Raw genomic sequence first — 16127 nt, 5'->3', positions numbered from 1 at the left:
GGGTCTCCCCTTTCCGGGAACGGCCGCCGTGAGGATCTCAGACGGCGGCGAATTCGATCCTGGCCAGCCGCTCGGAGACGTCCCAGAGCCGGGCCGCGGCGGCCTCGTCACGGGCCGGCTTGTAGACGGCCAGTTCGGTCGGGCCCCCGGTGAACTGGCCGAAGCCGTCGGGGCCGTAGAAGCGGCCCCCCTGCGCCCGCGGGTCGGTGGCCGCGTACAGGGCGGGGAGCGCGCCCTTGTCGACGGTCTGCACGAACAGGCCCACGCGGGAGAGCCGCGTCATGATCGCCTCAAGCGGCGAGGGACGCTCGCGGCCCAGGTTGGGGCCGGACGCGTAGAGGTTCGTCAGGGTCGTGCCGGGGTGCGCGACGTTGCTGACGACGCCCCAGCCGCCGGCCCGGCTGCGCCGGTCGAGCTCCAGGCCGAACATCAGGTTGGCCAGCTTCGACAGCCCGTACGAACGGATCGGGGAGTACTTCCGCTCGCTCTGCAGGTCGTCCCAGTCGATCTTGGCGGTGCGGGCGGCACTGCTCGACATGGTGGTGACGCGGGCCCGGCCGGCGCGCAGCAGCGGCAGGATCCCGCCGGCCAGCGCGACGTGGCCGATGTGGTTCGTGCCGAACTGCAGCTCCAGGCCGTCGGCCGTGGTGTGCCGGGTGGCGGGCGACATGACGCCCGCGTTGTTGATCAGGATGTCGACCGGCCGGCCCTCGGCGTTCAGCCTCTTCGCGAGCGCCGCCACGGAGTCCAGCGAGGCCAGATCGAGCTCACGAAGGGAGACCGTGGCTCCGGGGGCCGCCGCGCGGACACGCGCGACGGCCGCCTCGCCCTTGACGGGGTTGCGGACCGGCAGCACGAGCTCGGCGCCCGCCCGGGCCAGGCGTACGGCCAGGCCGAGGCCGACGCCGTCGCTCGCACCGGTCACCACGGCGAGCTTCCCGGTCAGATCGGGCACGGACACGTCTTTCATGATAACTCCCTGGTCAGAGGCTATTTCCGGTCGAAGCAAGCGTCGCAAACGCCACGGGGCGGGTCCATGTCGCGCTTATCCACGGATCACCTGTCCGTGGATGAGTGGACAAGCGGATGAGCGGCCCGGTGCGTGCCGTCGTCTCCGTCGGAGGAGGGAGAGGCGCGTCCGGGCTCGGTCCGGAGGAGGGGGCGAAGGCCGCTCCCGCGTTCGATGTGCGCGGGGGCCGTCCGGACCTAGCGTCACCGCCATGACCGGAAACCCTCCCGACGACCGACGGCCCGCGACCCGGGCGAACCGGATGACCTGGATATCTCGGCTGTCTCGGATGTCCGAGACAGCCCGGACGCCTCAGACGCCTCAGACGCCCCGGACGGACCAGGCGGCTCGAACAGCTCAAGCGGCCCAGGCGGTCCAGGCGGCTCGAACGGCTCAGGTGACTCCCGGCGAACGTCCCGGGACGTTACGGCGCATCGCCCCCGCCCTCGGCCTGTTCCTTCTCTCCCCGCTGGTCGCCGAGTACCTGCTCGGCAACGTCCCCTCGTCCGAAATCTGGGGCCTGGTCATCCTCGCGCCGATGTACGGCGGTGGCGCGATCATCATCCGCGAGGTCGCGCGCCGTGCCGGGCGCGGCTGGCCGACGATCATCCTGCTGGGATGCGCGTACGGCGTGCTGGAGGCGACCCTGATCGACCAGACCCTCTTCAACCCCGCCCCGCTGTTCGAGGGGGACGTCTCCCGCGATTCCACCCTCATCCCGGCACTGGGGTTCAGCGCGGTGAACGCCGTGGGGTTCACCGCCGGACACGCCATCTGGAGCATCGGCGTCCCGATCGCCCTCGTCGAGATCCTGGTGCCCCGTCGCGCCACCACCCCCTGGCTGGGCGTACCCGGCCTGATCGTCACCTGCGTGGTGTTCGTCCTCGGCTCCCTCGTTCTCTTCGGCGGCATCCACGACGACAGCGGATTCATGGCCTCGCCGCCGCAGCGGATCGGCGCCGCCGTCGTGGTCGCGCTCCTGGTCGTCGTCGCGTTCCTCGTCGGGCGGCGCTCCCGGCCGGTGAGGGGTGGGCGGTCGCGGAAACCCTGGCTGGTGGGCGTGGCGGCGTTCGTCGCGTCCGCGGCGTTCGTCGCCCGTCCCGAGGACTGGTGGGGGACCGCCGCGGGCATCGCACTGATCGCTGTGATGGCGGTCGTGATCAGCCGGTGGTCGCGAGGTGACGGCTGGGGCGCCGCGCACCGGCTCGCGCTGGCGGGCGGCGCGCTGCTGACCCAAGCGTTCATCGGCTTCCTTCTGCTGCTCCTTCACGGCACCGCGACCACCGCCAACCTGATCGGCCAGGTGATCCTCGTCCTCGGCGCGCTCACCCTCTTCCTCGTGGCCCGCCGGACCGTGCGCGGGACGTCCGGCGCGCGGGGAACGGCCGAGGTGGGGTGACCCCGGCGGGTTCCGCGAGCGGCGCCCGGTGCCCGGCCCGGACGCCGCTCGGGGAGGAGCCGTCAGGGCCGCGTCAGGACTGGGCGCGGAAGGGGCCGGTCACCTCGTAGGTGATGCCGCCGCTGCCGGTCGACGATCCCGAGGTGCCGCGCTGGGAGGAGAAGTACAGGCGCGAGCCGTCCGGCGAGAACGCGGGGCCGGTGACCTCGGAGGAGGACTGGCCGAGGATCCGCAGGAACGGCGCCACGACGCCGTCGGAGGTGATGACGTTGATCTCCATGTCGCCGCCGTCCTCGGCGACGAACAGATCACGGCTGTTGGGCGCTCCGGTTATGTTGTCCACGCCGGTCAGCGGGGCGGCGCCCCCGGTCACCAGAGAGTCGTCGTAGGCCAGGTCGAGGGTGGAGGCGGCGGTGTCGTACGCCCAGACCCGGTTGTCGCCCTTGGTGGTGAAGTAGCAGACGCCGCGGTCGTACCAGCAGCCCTCGCCGCCGTCGAAGTGCTTGGCCGCGCCGACCTGGAGCCGCGTCGCGACGGGGAAGCCGTCGCGGTCGGGGATGTCCTGCCAGGTCACCGGGCCGGTGACCTGGGCGGCCGGGGCGCAGAGCACCTGGAGCCTTCCGGTGCGCAGGTCACCCCAGGTGTCGGGCACGAAGCGGTAGAAGCAGCCGTCGTCCTCGTCCTCGGTCAGGTAGACGACCTGCCGTACGGGGTCGCAGGCGGCGGCCTCGTGCTTGAAGCGGCCCATCCGGGTGCGGGCCTCGCCGGAGCGCCCGCCCGCGGGCCAGGTCTCGAAGACCCGGCCGAGCGCGATCTCCTCGCACGACAGCCAGGTGCCCCACGGGGTCGCGCCGCCGGCGCAGTTGATGTTGGTGCCGGACAGGATGCGGTACGCCGACGAGATGGAGCCGTCGGCGGCGAAGCGGACCGCGGAGGCACCCCCGGCGAGCGGGATCTCGGAGTTGGACACGTAGATCCAGCCGGCGCCGTCGGGGAAGCACGCCCCGCCGTCCGGCGCCCAGTGCCAGGTGTGGCCGGCGACCCGCTGCCCGGATCGGGCGATCACCCGGCTGGTGAACCCCGGCGGGAGCTGGATGCCGTTCGCGTCCGCGGCGAGCAGGCCGCCGTACGGGCCGGGGCCCGGCTGGGCGACGGCGCCGAAGGCCTGCCCCCACAGCGCTCCGGAGAACGCCGCGCCCCCGCCTCCGATGACAGCAGCGCGTAACACGGTCCGACGATCCATCGTTGCCTCCGGGTTGGCCGATACATGGTCATCAGCCGGAACGTAAATCGCCCAGGCGACCTTCGCCACCCCTTGGCGTGAACACGAGGTGATCTTCTGGAGCCCGGCTCGCGCGGATCCGCGATCCGAGCGCCTCTGGCCAGGTGAAGTTATCGTCGATAACGGGACGTGGGGAGGCAACGGATGCGACACACGCGCGCCACGGTGATGCGTACGGCTCTGCGGCTGCTCGACGAGGTCGGGCTCGACGGGCTGACCACCAGGCGGCTGGCGCAGGAGCTCGACGTGCAGTCACCGGCCCTGTACCGCCACTTCGGCAGTAAGCGGGAGCTGCTCGACCACATGGCCGCGGCCATGGTCGAGGACGCGTTCGCGTACCTGGCCCGCCCGGGACCGGGCCAGGACTGGGCCGGCTGGCTCGCCGACCGGGCGCGAGCGCTGCGCCGGAGCCTGCTGACCTACCGCGACGGCGCGCGGCTGCACATCGGCACCCGGCCCGTCGGGAACCAGGTCGCGATCTCCGACTTCGTGATCGACGTGCTCGGCGAGGCGGGCTTCCCCCCGGCGGACGCCCGGCGGGCCGTCCTGGCCATCAGCCGCTACACCGTCGGGTGGGCCGTCGAGGAGCAGGCGAACGCCGACCGCCCGGCACCGGGGGAGTCCCGCGAGGTGGCCGACGCCGACTTCGAGTACGGGCTGAACGCGATCCTGGCGGGTCTGCGCGCGAGCCTGGACGGTGTCAGCGCTGTTCGGGTGAGCCCGGACGGTGAGGTCCGCTGACGCGGGGCCCGTTCAGGCTCACGCGGCACCGGGCGACCACCTGGCGCGGCCAGTCAGTCGCCGCACAAGGACGTGGCCGATCGGTTGCCGGCTTCCCCGAGCCGGACGAGACCGGAGCGGAGCCGGCACGCGGCGCTGCCGGCTGCCGAACCCCCGAGCGGTCCCCCCGACGGTGGCCGCCCCACGGTTGTTCGATTCGCCTGCCGTCCGCACGCTCATCCCTCGATGAACTGGTAGTCGGTCCGGATCCGGCCGTCCTCGCCGAGGACGAGAATCTCGAGACCGACGCCTGCCGGCTCACCACCGCCCGTGGGCACCATCTCCCAGTTGAACTTGACGACATCGGCGAGACGATCGACGTTGTCCCGCATCCTGAAGAAGAACTCCCCGGGCGCGATGAACTCCTCGTACGAGCGGGCCACCCTGACCTCGAGTGCCTCATGTCCGCGCGCCTCGAGGATGGGGGTGAGGCCCAGTGCCGCGGCGGTCTCCCGGATCTCCCGAGGCGGCTGGAGTATCTGGACGCCGTCCTCGGTCCACAGCTCGGCGACGGCCTTGCGGCGCAGCTCGGCGTCCGGCTCGTTCCAGACCGCCACGTAGCGGCCGACCAGCTCCTTGATATCGATCACGGCTTTTCCTCCGTCGTGACGTGTTCGTGAACGCCGCCGATCCTGGCCGCGCCGCCGTGGCCCGACAATTCCCTTGAAGGAATGGCCGCACGCCGTTCACTGCGTTAGACAAGGTCCGGTGACCAGCACTTCGGAACGCGGCGGGTTCGCCGGTGTCCTGCGCGAGTGGCGCGGGCGCCGCGGCGTCAGCCAGCTGGACCTCGCTCTACGCGCCGGAACCACGCAGCGGCACGTCAGCTTCATCGAGAGCGGCCGATCGACCCCCGGCAGGGCCATGGTCGTACGGCTCGCCGAGTCGCTCGAGATGCCGCTTCGGGAGCGAAACGCGCTGTTGCTGGCTGCGGGCTACGCCCCCGCCTACCCGGAAACCCGGTTCGACGACCCCGAGCTCGAACCGGTCCGCATCGCGCTGGAAGGCGTTCTGCGAGGGCACCACCCGTATCCCGCGGTGATCGTCGATCGGCACGGCGATCTCGTCTCGGCCAACAACGCGTTCTGGGCGCTGACCGAGGGCGTGGCGTCCCATCTCCTCGCGCCGCCCGTCAACGTCCCCCGCTTGTTGCTGGATCCGCGAGGAATGGCGCCGCGGATCATCAACCTGGACGTATGGGCCTGGCACGTGATCGACCATCTCCGGCTGGAAGCGGCCCGCAATCCCGACGGCCGGCTTGAGGCGCTGGTCACCGAGCTCACGAAACTGCTACCTGATCGCCTCCGGAAACCGGGGCCGGATCATCTCGGCTTCGCGGTCCCGCTGCGGCTTCGCTTCGGCGACGGCGAGCTTCGGCTCCTGACCACTCTGACCCACTTCGGGACCGCGGTCGACGTCACCGTCGCCGAGCTGCGGATGGAGGCCTTCCTGCCGGCCGACGCGGCGACGGCTTCCGCCCTCGCCGAACTCGGGCGGGCCGCGCCCGGCCGCGCCCCGGACAGGAGGCATCAAGAGAGGCACGGCGGCGGACACCGGCGGTGAACGTGGCCTCCGCCGCCGAATCGGCGCACCGGCCGACGCCCACGCCCACGCCCACGCCTGCGAGCTGTCCGTACCGCCGGCGCCGCGTCGAGACCTTCTGCCGGGAGCGGGGGGCCGGAGACCCTTCCGCCGGCGAGACATCCCCGCGTCATCCATGAGCGGCGCGTGGTTTGCTTGCCCCATGGACGAGTCGCGGATCACTCATTATCTGGACAGGTTGGGCGTCACCCGGCCCGCGGAGCCGGATGTTCAAAGCCTGCGGGCCCTGCAGCTCGCGCACCTGAGGGCGGTGCCGTTCGAGAACCTGAGCATCCATCTCGGTGAGGCGATCTCCCTCGAATCCGACGCGCTGTTCGACAAGGTCGTCGGCCGTCGTCGCGGGGGCTTCTGCTACGAGTTGAACGGGTTGCTCGCCGAGTTGCTGACCGGCCTCGGTTACCGGGTGACGCTGCTGGCCGCCAGGGGCTTCGACGGCAGCGTGCCGGGGCCGCTCTTCGACCACCTGGTGCTCCGCGTCGATCTCGACGAGCCGTGGCTGGTCGACGTCGGGTTCGGCGACTTCACCGACGAGCCGCTGCGGCTCGACGAGCGCGCGGAGCAGAAGGACGGCGGTGGCGTGTTCCGGATCGCGCCCGCTCCCGGTGACCACGGCGACCGCGGCGATCTCGACATCACGCACAACGGCGACCCGGCCTACCGGCTGACCGCCCGGCCCTACGAGCTGGCAGACTTCGTCCCGATGTGCTGGTGGCAGGCGACCTCCCCGCGGTCGCACTTCACCAAGGCGCCGGTCTGCTCGATGCGTACGGCCCGGGGCAGGACCACGCTCCGCGACCGCAGGCTGATCCAGACCGTTGACGGTGAGCGCACCGAACGCGTCCTGGACGAGAGCGAGCTCCTGCCCGCCTACCTCGACCACTTCGGGATCACACTCGACCGGATCCCGTCCGCCGGGGCGTGACCTTCCGTTCCCGGCCCGCTCGGTGGCGAGCGGGAGAGGTGGTGAGCGGGAGAGGTGGTGAACGTCAACGCTGTCCTGGGCGCCCATCAGTCCTCCAGCCAGTCATCACCGAACAGGGAGGTCGGCCCCCGTTCGAGATTCTCCACGATGTGCGGTGGTCAGGCGGAGGCGAGGGAGCGGTCGCGGTTGACGAGGGCGGCGTAGGGGCCCTCGGCCGCGAGAAGCCCGTCGTGGGTGCCGCGTTCGACGACGCGGCCGTGGTCGAGGACCACGATCTGGTCGGCGTCGCGGATCGTCGACAGGCGGTGGGCGATCGTGATGGTGGTACGGCCGTGCGACAGGGCGTCCAGGGCTTCCTGGACGGCGCGCTCGGTCTGGGTGTCCAGGGCGCTGGTGGCCTCGTCGAGGATGAGCACGGGCGGGTCGCGCAGCAGGGTCCTGGCGATGGCCAGGCGCTGCTTCTCGCCGCCGGAGAAGCGGTAGCCGCGCTCGCCGACCACGGTGTCGTACCCGTCGGGCAGTGACGCGATGTGGTCGTGGATCCGGGCGGCCCGCGCGGCGGCGACGATCTCCTCGTCGGTGGCGGAGGGTCTGGCGAACCGGAGGTTGTCGGCGATCGAGGAGTGGAACAGGTAGGTCTCCTGCGAGACGACGCCGACCGTCTCGGCCAGGGCCTCGAAGGTGAGGTCGCGCACGTCCACCCCGTCGATCGTGACCCGGCCGCTCGTCACGTCGTACAGGCGGGGCAGCAGGTAGCTCAGCGTGGTCTTGCCCGAGCCGGTCTCGCCGACCACGGCCAGGGTGGTGCCCGCGGGGACGGTCAGGTCGACGTCCGACAGGGTCGGGGCCTCGCCGTAGGAGAAGTCGACGTGCTCGAAGCGGATCTCGCCGCGTACGGTCTCCGGCGTGCGGGTGCCGGGGTGGATGTCCACCGGCAGGTCCAGATACTCGAAGATCCGGCCGAACAGCGCCAGGGAGCTCTGCACGTCGACGCCGAGCCGCAGCAGTGACACGGCGGGCCGGAACAGGTTCATCTGGAGGGTGGTGAAGGCGACGACGGTGCCGATGGAGACGGCCGAGGTCAGCCCGGTGGCCCAGTAGATCACCGCGGGCATGGCCGCCATGATGATCTGGATGGTGGACTGCCGCCAGCGCCCGGCCATGCTGGAACGGACCTCCAGGTCGGCCAGCTCGTCCGAGGCGGCGGAGAACCGGCCGGTGAGCTCGGGGCCGCGGCCCATCGTCCGGCCCAGCAGGATGCCGCTGATCGACAGCGACTCCTGGACCATCGACGACAGGGCGGCCATCTTCCGCTGCCGCTCGGAGGTGATCTTCCTGCGTTCCCGGCCGACCCTGCGGCTGATCGCGACGAAGACGGGGAGCAGCAGCAGCGACACGATGGTCAGCCGCCAGTCCAGCACGAGCATCGCGATGATCGTCGCGATCACGGTGGTCAGGTTGGAGACCATCGAGGCCGCGGTGGAGGTGACCACCAGCTGCATGCCGCCGATGTCGCTGGCGATGCGCGACTGCACCTCGCCGGTCCGGGTGCGGGTGAAGAAGGCCATGGACATGCGCTGCAGGTGGCCGTAGACGCTGGTGCGCAGGTCGTGCATGACGCGCTGGCCGACCCCGGTGGAGATCAGCGTCTGGACGACGTCGAGCACGCTGGTGACGACGGCGACCACGACCATGCCGAGCGCGAGCAGCGTCAGCAGGCCGGTCCTGCCGTGCGGGATGGCGTCGTCGAGCACCGAGCGGAGCATGAACGGCGAGGCGAGCGAGACGAGCGAGGACAGCCCGATGAGGGCGCCCACGACGGCGAGGCGGCCCCGGTAGGGGCGGAACAGGCCGACGACGCGCCACAGGGGCGCGCGGGGTTCGTCGCTCATATCGGGTGTTTCGTGCCGTGCGGCACTTCCGGTTGGTTTGGCCATGAAACTCCTTTGTGATGTTTACTCAAACAGAGGTTAACTCACATTCATTCCCGGCGGTACTGGGATAAGTTCGGCGCTGTGGAGACGGAACTGGCCGACCTGGTGCACGGCGTCGGCCATCGACTGCGGCGGGGGTACGGTGAGCGGCTCGGCCCGCTCGGCCTGAGCCCCGGCCAGGCGCGGGCGCTTCGGGTCATCGTCGACTCCGAGCCGCCGCTGAAGATGGTGCAGCTCGCCGAGAGGCTGCGGATCGTGCCGCGCTCGGTGACCCCGGTGGTCGACGCCCTGGAGGAGGCCGGGCTGGTGCGCCGCGAGGTCGATCCCGCCAACCGCCGCTCCACCCTGCTCGTGGTCACCGGCGAGGGCCGCGAGCGGTACGAGCGGGTGCGTGAGGCGCGCAGGCGGGTGGCCGAGGAGCTGTTCTCGGTGCTCACCCCCGAGCAGCAGGACCGGCTCAGGGAGCTGCTGGGCGCGGTGGACGCCCAGTCCGCCTGACCGCTGCCGCCGTCTTGTCCGCCCTCGGCGTCAGGTAGACGATCCCGAGGCCGCGCCGCCGGATCGCCTCCGCGAGCTCCTCGCGGGTCGGCGGGCGGTCGACGTGGACGACGACGCCCAGCCGCTGCCGGGCCTCCTTGAGCCCGATCCTCTCGATCAGGCCCTCCACCTCGGCGGCCATGGCGTCGGGATCATCCATCAGCTCGGCGCGCATGGGGGTGCGCACCCCCATGTCCGTCACCTCGACATCGGCGCCACCGCGCAGGTTCGCCTTCCACCCGGCCTCGGTGTAGACGCACAGCCTGCCGTTCTCGCCCTGCTTCATGACGGGAATCTCATACCTTCTACCGGTCTTCCTTCCGGTGAAGTGGAGAAGTATCACGCCGGTGACGGATTGTGCTTTTCCCCTGCGCACCTGCCTGCGCATCAGAGGGTTGAAGAGGCGCATCATGAGTTTCATCACGACGGGCGTTTCCTTGATGGTCACCGCGTGAGACGTGTTTTCCGCCATGACCCACTGTTTCATCCTCGCGGGGATTCGAAGAGGGGACGCGGCGGATTCGCCGGGCGAATCGCGAACGGCGGGGGAGGGCGGCGGTCAGGCCAGACGTCTGCTCTTCGCGTCACCGGCGTTCACGGCGCCACCGACGTCATCTGCGCCGGCGGCGTCCCCGGCGTCCCCGGCGTTCGCGGTCTCGTCGAGGCGCCAGCGCGGCCGGCCGCCCACGAACGTGGCCACGCACCGGCCCGGCCCCTCGTGCAGCAGGACGGTGTAGGCGTCCCGCTCACCGGCCTCGCCGACTTCCACCGCGAAGACGGCGAAGTCCGCGCGGCCGCCCCGGTCCAGGGAGCCCAGGCGGCCGGGGCCCTCGGCCATGCCCAGCGCCCGCGCGCCGCCCAGCGTCACCGCCTCGACCAGGAGCCGGTCGTGGCCCGGCGCGTGGGAGAGCGCGCGGGCGACCGACAGCGGGTCGCCGCCCGTACGGGTGCCGACGGCGATCGCGCTCTCGCCGTCGAGGAGACCCTCGGCGGCGAACGGCGACGAGATGGCGATCACCGTGCCGCGGGCTTCGAGGAGCTTGCGGTCGGCCTCGTCCAGCGGGCCGGAGATCGCGATGTGGCAGCCCGCGCCGAGCACTCCCACCTCGTCGAGGAACCCGATCGGGTGGCGGCCCGGCTCGGTGTGCAGCCGGAGCCCGAACGTCCGTGACAGGACGGCCAGGTCCTCCATGACATGGGGGTCGGGGGAGTGGGCGGCGATGCCGATCACGCCCGGGTGGTCGACCTCGCGGATCGCGGTGATCAGCCGGTCGCGCCCCTCGTCCTCCCAGCGATCCTCGTCCTCGCAGCGGGTCTCCAGGTAGGTCACGCCGCCCAGCCCGGCCTCGCCGAGGGTGGAGGCGGCGTCGAGGTCCGCGGCGACGCCCCCCACCGCGGTGACGCCGTGGACGGACGGCGCGGCGGAGGCCCTGTCGAGCCGGAGATGCGCGTCGATCAGCCCTGGCACGATCATGCCCGGCCAGCGGACCGGGGTCAGGAGGGGGTGGGCGGCCTCGATCTCGGCGCGTGGCCCGACCCGGACGATCCGGTCGCCCCTGACGACGATCGCCCCGTCCCTGACGGGAGGGCTCGCGACGGGCAGGATGAGGGGGGCGCAGTGAACGGAGACGATTCCCCGGGGGCGCGTGCCGATGATCCGCCCGGCACGCGTCGACATAGGCACTCCCGTGAGTTCGTCCCCTTTGGAGAGGTTAAGGGGAGTGACCGTAGATCTCAAATGCATCTCCGGTAAACGTCTCTCCACCTTCCTGACAGAAGATTGTTGATCTATCTGAAAACGGTCTATACCGTCTTTTAACGTGATACGACCCCCCAGGTTGCTGAAAGTGCTGCTCGCCGCGATCGTGCTGATCCCCATCGGTCTCACCTCCGTTCCCGCCTCCGCCGACCCCGCCCCCGAGCCCGAACACCCCTGGCGCCTGGACCACTGGCCCCGGACCCAGCCCTGGCAGCAGGACGCCCCCGAGGCCGGGACCGCGCGGCGCGCCGACCCCGCCGGCCCGGCGCCGATCGACCCGCAGAACTGGAAGAACCCGGACCACATGACGTGGGCCGACTACCGCAAGCCCCCCGGCACCAACTGGGCCGACCCCGCCGTCAAGGGGTCCAAGCGCACCTTCCGCGGCGCGCTCGTGCTGGCCGACTATCCCAACCAGCCGTTCGTGGTCACCCAGCCCCAGGGCTCGACCGTCTTCAGGAACCCCAGCGCCGAGGCCCACGACATCCCCCGCGACCAGGTCGCCACCTTCTACCGGAACTTCCTGAACACCCCCAACGAGCTCAACCGGGGGCACACCATCCACGAGTACTGGATGGAGGACTCGGGAGGCCGCTACGGCGTGGAGCTGACCTCGTTCGGCCCGTACCAGATGCCGGGCAAGTCGCACGAGTACGCCATGGAGTTCCAGGGCGGCACCGCCTGCCCGGCCGGCGACACCTGCAACCGGAACATCAGGACCGACGCGCGGGCGGCGTGGGTCGGCTCCGTCGGCCAGGAGATCCCGGCCGGCTTCGACTTCGTCTTCTACCTGAGCGCGGGCCAGGACGAGTCGGCCACCTGGCAGGAGTTCGGCCCGATCAAGTTCCCGACCAAGGAGGCGGTGACCGACGACTTCGGCCCGCCCGACCCGGCCCTGCCCAACTGGGCCAGGACCCGCTACGTGGAGTGGACGTCCTGGGCCTCGGCCTCGTCCATCTGGCCCAACGCCGGGGGCGGCTCCTCCACCCAGGCCGAGAGCTCAGGGCAGGGCGTCTACGCCCACGAGCTCAGCCACATCCTCGGCATCGGCGACAACTACAACAACCCGTTCGGGGTGCCACCGCGCCGGGCCTACACCGGCATCTGGGAGATGCTCAGCCGGGGCAGCTTCAACGGCCCCGGCGGCCCGCACAGCCGCTGGCTGATCCCGCCCACCTCGGGCGGCTCGATGGGCGCCCAGCACATGCTCCGCAACAAGATCAAGCTGGAGATGGTGGACGAGGCCAACGTGCTGCGCCTGTCCAGGGAGGCGCTGGCCGAGTCGGGGCTCGTCGTGGCCAAGGTGACGGCCCGGGTGGCCCAGCCGGGACCCACCGGCCTGTCAGGGGTCAACATAGCCTTCGGGAACGGCGACCGCAGCCCGGCCTGTGACGCGAACACCGACCCGTTCTGCGACGGCGGCGGCTACGACAACTACACCGTCGAGGTCGTGGACAGGATGGGCGCCGACTCCTTCACCCCCGACTCCGGCGTGCTGCTGGCCAAGACCAAGAACGAGGACCGGGCGCCGTTCGAGTGGGTCGTCGACGCCAACCCGCAGGACATCGGCATGACCGACTACGTGCTGCCGGACGGCACCGCCGTGCCCATCACGGTCGGCGACTACCGCCAGCTGTCGGACGCGCTGTTCCACGCGGGCACCGGCTCGGGCTCGGAGTTCGAGTACGTGGACCAGGCCAACCGGCTCCACTTCTACGTCCTCGACCTCAAGCGCGACCGCAAGGGCGTCCTGTCGTACACGGTGGCGATCCGCTCCCTGGACGGCGCCGGGCCCAACAGGCGCGGCGTGAAGCTGCTCCCGTCCGTCGGCGTCCCGTCGGGCAAGGACCTGACGTCCTGCCGCTTCCCGCTGTTCAACACCGGCAGGGCCGCCCCGGCACAGGGGCAGCACCCCGAGGACGTGAGCGCCTACCTCAAGGGCGACGTCTACCGGCTCTCGGCGACCGTCGACGGCCGCGGCTGGACGGCCTCGCTGCCCAACGAGCTCGCGACCGCCGACTCCGGCGAGAACACCGTGGTCACCGTCAACGCCCGGCGCGCGGCGGGAGGCGCTCACCTCGCCAAGGTGACCCTGACCGCCACCTCCGAGAGCGACCCGTCCAAGACCGCCAGGACGACCTGTCTCGCCGTGGGGCGCTAGGGCGTCCGGAGAGACGAGTTCACCCGCCGGTGGCCGTGGAGGCACGCGGCCACCGGCATTGCGTCTGGTTGAATCAATCATGAGAGAACGCGCCGGCCGGTACGGGGACCGCGGCGTGCCGTGGTCTTCGCCGAGGGGTGTGGATGGCCGGGCCGTCGAACGTACCTGACCAGCATGGTCCGAAACCGCCGAAACCGCCGAAGCCGCCGAGACGCAGGATCCCGCTGGCGGCGCCCGCCGCGGCCGGCCTCACCGCGGCCGTGGCCAGCGTCCTGGCGACCTCGCTGGACGTGTGGGACCTGCCCACCGAGGCCAAGGTCGGCGTCACCGCGGTCGCCGGTCTCCTGGTCGGCCTGCTCACCTGGGCGACGGCCGGCTCGCGCTCCGGGGATCGGGACGCCGGTGCCGCCGGGACACCGTGGCGCCCGCCCGACCAGTGGCCGCCGGTCTCCGCGCACTTCACCGGCCGTACCGAGTCGCTGGCCGAGCTGCGCGAGGTCTTCGCCGAGCGCCGCCGCGCCCGGGACCAGGCGGGGAGCGCCTCGCCGCTGGTCGTCTCTGTGTACGGCAGGGGCGGGGTGGGCAAGTCCATGCTTATCGCGAGGTTCGGGCACGAGATCGCCGGCAGCTTCCCCGACGGGCGTCTCTACGCCGACCTGCGCGGCGAGGTGGAGGCCCCGGTCGTTCCCGAGGAGGTGCTGATCGGCTTCCTGCGCGCGCTCGGCGTGCGGCTCACCACCGACCCGGGCGGCCTGGCCGAGCTGCGCACGCTCTGGCTGACCTGGACCAAGGGCAGGCGCATCCTGATCTGCCTGGACAACGCCCACGACGGCGACCAGGTCAAGGACCTGATCCCGGCCGAGGCCGGCTGCGCGGTGATGGTCACGTCGAGGCAGCCGCTGTTCCTGCTCAACACCTACGACAAGCGGCTGTCGGTGTTCAGCGAGGCGCAGGGCGTCGAGCTGCTGGCGCGGCTGGCCGGGGACGACAGGGTCGCCGCCGACCTGGAATCGGCCCAGGAGATCGTACGGATGTGCGACCACCTGCCGCTGGCCATCAGCATCTGCGGGGGACGCCTGGCCACCCGGGAGAACTGGACCCTGCGCCGCCTCGCCGACCGGCTGAGGGACGAGCGCAGCCGCCTCGGCCAGCTGGAGATCGGCCGCAGGCTGGACAAGAGCGTGCGCGCCTCCCTGCAGCTGAGCTACGACGACTGCACCGGGCTCCAGCGCCGCCTGCTGCGGCTGCTCAGCATGGTCAGCGCCCCCGACGTGCCCGGCTGGGTGGCGGGGGAACTGCTCGCCACCTCCGAACCCGAGGGCGCCGACCAGCTGGAGGCGCTCATCGACGCCCAGCTCGCCGAGTGCTCGGGCATCGACCTGTCCGGGGTGATGCGCTACCGGCTGCACGACCTCGTCAAGATCTTCGCCCGGGAGCTGGCGCTCTCCGACGACGACGAGAGCCACCGCAGGGCGGCCGTCGAGCGGGTCCTGTCCGGCTACCGCCGCCGAGCGGAGGCCGCGGCCGTGGCCCGCTGGCCCCAGGACTGGGGGCGCAGGGCCAGGCCCACCGGCGCGGAGCCCGCCCCGGCGGCGACGCGTGAGCAGACCTCGGCGGCCGACTGGCTCAACGCCGAGCGGCTCACCCTGGTCGCCGCGATCGGCCAGGCCAGGAGCATGGAGATGTGGGAGCTGGCCTGGGGGCTCGGCCGGGCCTTCTGCTCGCTCTGCCACTCCCTGCGGGCCTACTGGTCCGACTGGCGGGCGGTCGCCGAGATCCTGTGCGAGGCCGCGGACCACATGGGCGACCCGCGGGCGGTGGGCATCGCGCTGCTGGACCGGTCGGCGGTGGCGGGCGGGCAGGGCGGCCACCGCAGCGCCATGAAGGACGCGGAGCGGGCACTGGAGATCTTCGTCGATCTCGGCGAGACCTGGTGGGCGGCGCGGGCGATGCGCGCGGTCGGCATGGCCCTGTTCAACGACGGCCACCTCGACCGCGGGCAGGGCCACCTGATCGGCGCCATCACCGCCTTCAAGGGTGAGGACGACCGCTGGTGGGTGGCCAGGACCCAGCGCAACCTCGCCGAGCTCCGGCTCGCCCAGCGAAGGCCGAAGGAGGCGCGGGAGCTGCTGGAGGACGCCCTGGCGGTGTTCGAGCGCGACCGCAACCGCTACTCCGAGGCGCAGACGCTGCGCGCGTACGGCGAGGTGCTCGGCGCGACGGCCAGGGAGCTGCACGCCGCCGGCGACGTCCGCGCCGCGGGTGAGGACTTCGCGAGGGCCGGGTTCAGCCTGGACCGGGCCGCCGAGATGTTCCGGCTGCGCGGGGAGCTGTGGGAGGAGGCCAGGTGCCTGCGCGCGGCCGGGGAGGTCGGCAACCCGGCCAACGCGCTGCGCGAGCTCACCTACGTGCGCCGGGCCACCGAGATGCTCACCGCGCTCGGCGACTCCTGGGGCGTCGCCAGGTCCGAGCTGTCGGCCGGGCGCGCCCACGGGCGGCTCGGCCGCACGCGCGAGGCGCAGGAGTCGCTCCTGCGGGCGGTGCACGACTTCGGGGAGCTGGGCGACCGCTGGTGGATGGCGAGGAGCCTGCGCTACCTGGGGGAGGCCCACCTGGAGGCGGGGGACCGGGAGGCATCGGTCTCCGTCCTGCGGCAGGCCCGGAGCATTTACCGCAGCCTCGGCAACCAGGCGGGGATGGACAGCACCCTGGAGCTCCTGCGCCGCGCGGACGGCTGAGGGC

Annotated in this window: 13 protein-coding genes; 7 read left to right on the top strand and 6 right to left on the bottom strand. The window is 71.7% G+C overall.

The genetic code is table 11. The annotated features are described in order from the left end of the window. Nucleotides 1–37: 37 nt before the first annotated feature. A complete protein-coding gene (locus tag AB0F88_RS12865) occupies nt 38–970 on the bottom strand; it encodes an SDR family oxidoreductase (RefSeq protein ID WP_362681560.1) in 933 nt (310 codons plus the stop codon). A 436-nt stretch (nt 971–1406) separates the two neighbouring features. Here AB0F88_RS12865 and AB0F88_RS12860 point away from each other — a divergent pair, with 436 nt between their 5' ends. Further along, nucleotides 1407–2408 carry a hypothetical protein gene (locus tag AB0F88_RS12860; protein WP_362681557.1) on the top strand — a complete coding sequence of 334 codons (1002 nt, stop codon included), beginning with the start codon at nt 1407–1409 and terminating at the stop codon, nt 2406–2408. Nucleotides 2409–2481: 73 nt separating this feature from the next. Here AB0F88_RS12860 and AB0F88_RS12855 read toward each other — a convergent pair whose 3' ends face one another. Beyond that, entirely contained in the window at nt 2482–3636 is a 1155-nt protein-coding gene (locus tag AB0F88_RS12855; protein WP_362681554.1) for an alkaline phosphatase PhoX, read from the bottom strand. A 198-nt stretch (nt 3637–3834) separates the two neighbouring features. Between AB0F88_RS12855 and AB0F88_RS12850 the strand changes: the two genes are divergently transcribed. Beyond that, a complete protein-coding gene (locus AB0F88_RS12850; protein WP_362681551.1) occupies nt 3835–4431 on the top strand; it encodes a TetR/AcrR family transcriptional regulator C-terminal domain-containing protein in 597 nt (198 codons plus the stop codon). A gap of 215 nt (nt 4432–4646) precedes the next feature. On the opposite strand, the gene AB0F88_RS12845 is transcribed toward AB0F88_RS12850, so the two are convergent. After that, nucleotides 4647–5060 carry a hypothetical protein gene (locus tag AB0F88_RS12845; protein ID WP_362681548.1) on the bottom strand — a complete coding sequence of 138 codons (414 nt, stop codon included), beginning with the start codon at nt 5058–5060 and terminating at the stop codon, nt 4647–4649. Nucleotides 5061–5178: 118 nt separating this feature from the next. On the opposite strand from AB0F88_RS12845, the gene AB0F88_RS12840 reads away from it, so the two are divergent. Further along, nucleotides 5179–6033, top strand: a complete 855-nt coding sequence (locus AB0F88_RS12840; RefSeq protein WP_362681545.1) for a helix-turn-helix domain-containing protein — start codon at nt 5179–5181, stop codon at nt 6031–6033. Nucleotides 6034–6214: 181 nt separating this feature from the next. Then, the gene (locus tag AB0F88_RS12835) at nt 6215–6994 is read left to right on the top strand and encodes an arylamine N-acetyltransferase (RefSeq protein ID WP_362681542.1); all 780 of its coding nucleotides are present in this window, start codon (nt 6215–6217) and stop codon (nt 6992–6994) included. 158 nt (nt 6995–7152) lie between these two features. Here the strand turns inward: AB0F88_RS12835 and AB0F88_RS12830 are convergent, their stop codons facing one another. Next, the gene (locus AB0F88_RS12830) at nt 7153–8886 is read right to left on the bottom strand and encodes an ABC transporter ATP-binding protein (RefSeq protein WP_362681539.1); all 1734 of its coding nucleotides are present in this window, start codon (nt 8884–8886) and stop codon (nt 7153–7155) included. 123 nt (nt 8887–9009) lie between these two features. Between AB0F88_RS12830 and AB0F88_RS12825 the strand changes: the two genes are divergently transcribed. Beyond that, nucleotides 9010–9426: a MarR family transcriptional regulator gene (locus tag AB0F88_RS12825; protein ID WP_362681536.1), complete on the top strand. Its 417-nt coding sequence runs from the start codon at nt 9010–9012 to the stop codon at nt 9424–9426. On the opposite strand, the gene AB0F88_RS12820 is transcribed toward AB0F88_RS12825, so the two are convergent. Further along, entirely contained in the window at nt 9386–9853 is a 468-nt protein-coding gene (locus AB0F88_RS12820) for a nitroreductase/quinone reductase family protein (protein ID WP_362682484.1), read from the bottom strand. The genes AB0F88_RS12825 and AB0F88_RS12820 overlap by 41 nt on opposite strands. A gap of 171 nt (nt 9854–10024) precedes the next feature. Beyond that, complete coding sequence (locus AB0F88_RS12815) at nt 10025–11143, bottom strand: hypothetical protein (RefSeq protein ID WP_362681533.1); 1119 nt, start codon at nt 11141–11143, stop codon at nt 10025–10027. 142 nt (nt 11144–11285) lie between these two features. Between AB0F88_RS12815 and AB0F88_RS12810 the strand changes: the two genes are divergently transcribed. Together AB0F88_RS12810 and AB0F88_RS12805 are read left to right on the top strand one after the other, a co-directional pair. Further along, nucleotides 11286–13385 (top strand): M6 family metalloprotease domain-containing protein, encoded by a 2100-nt coding sequence (locus AB0F88_RS12810; RefSeq protein ID WP_362681530.1) that lies wholly within the window; start codon nt 11286–11288, stop codon nt 13383–13385. A gap of 260 nt (nt 13386–13645) precedes the next feature. Next, nucleotides 13646–16123: an NB-ARC domain-containing protein gene (locus AB0F88_RS12805; protein ID WP_362681527.1), complete on the top strand. Its 2478-nt coding sequence runs from the start codon at nt 13646–13648 to the stop codon at nt 16121–16123. Nucleotides 16124–16127 lie beyond the last annotated feature (4 nt).

Source organism: Streptosporangium sp. NPDC023963 (genome assembly GCF_040639135.1).
GTDB lineage: Bacteria > Actinomycetota > Actinomycetes > Streptosporangiales > Streptosporangiaceae > Streptosporangium.
The sequence above is the reverse complement of the archived record's forward strand: the minus strand, read 5'-3'. Positions and strand labels throughout refer to the sequence as shown.

What these genes read in the sequence shown, in the direction of transcription:
- AB0F88_RS12865 (WP_362681560.1), bottom strand. Translation starts at nt 970, where the DNA reads ATGAAAGACGTGTCCGTGCCCGATCTGACCGGGAAGCTCGCCGTGGTG.
- AB0F88_RS12850 (WP_362681551.1), top strand. Translation starts at nt 3,835, where the DNA reads ATGCGACACACGCGCGCCACGGTGATGCGTACGGCTCTGCGGCTGCTC.
- AB0F88_RS12835 (WP_362681542.1), top strand. Translation starts at nt 6,215, where the DNA reads ATGGACGAGTCGCGGATCACTCATTATCTGGACAGGTTGGGCGTCACC.
- AB0F88_RS12830 (WP_362681539.1), bottom strand. Translation starts at nt 8,886, where the DNA reads ATGAGCGACGAACCCCGCGCGCCCCTGTGGCGCGTCGTCGGCCTGTTC.
- AB0F88_RS12820 (WP_362682484.1), bottom strand. Translation starts at nt 9,853, where the DNA reads ATGCGCAGGCAGGTGCGCAGGGGAAAAGCACAATCCGTCACCGGCGTG.
- AB0F88_RS12815 (WP_362681533.1), bottom strand. Translation starts at nt 11,143, where the DNA reads ATGTCGACGCGTGCCGGGCGGATCATCGGCACGCGCCCCCGGGGAATC.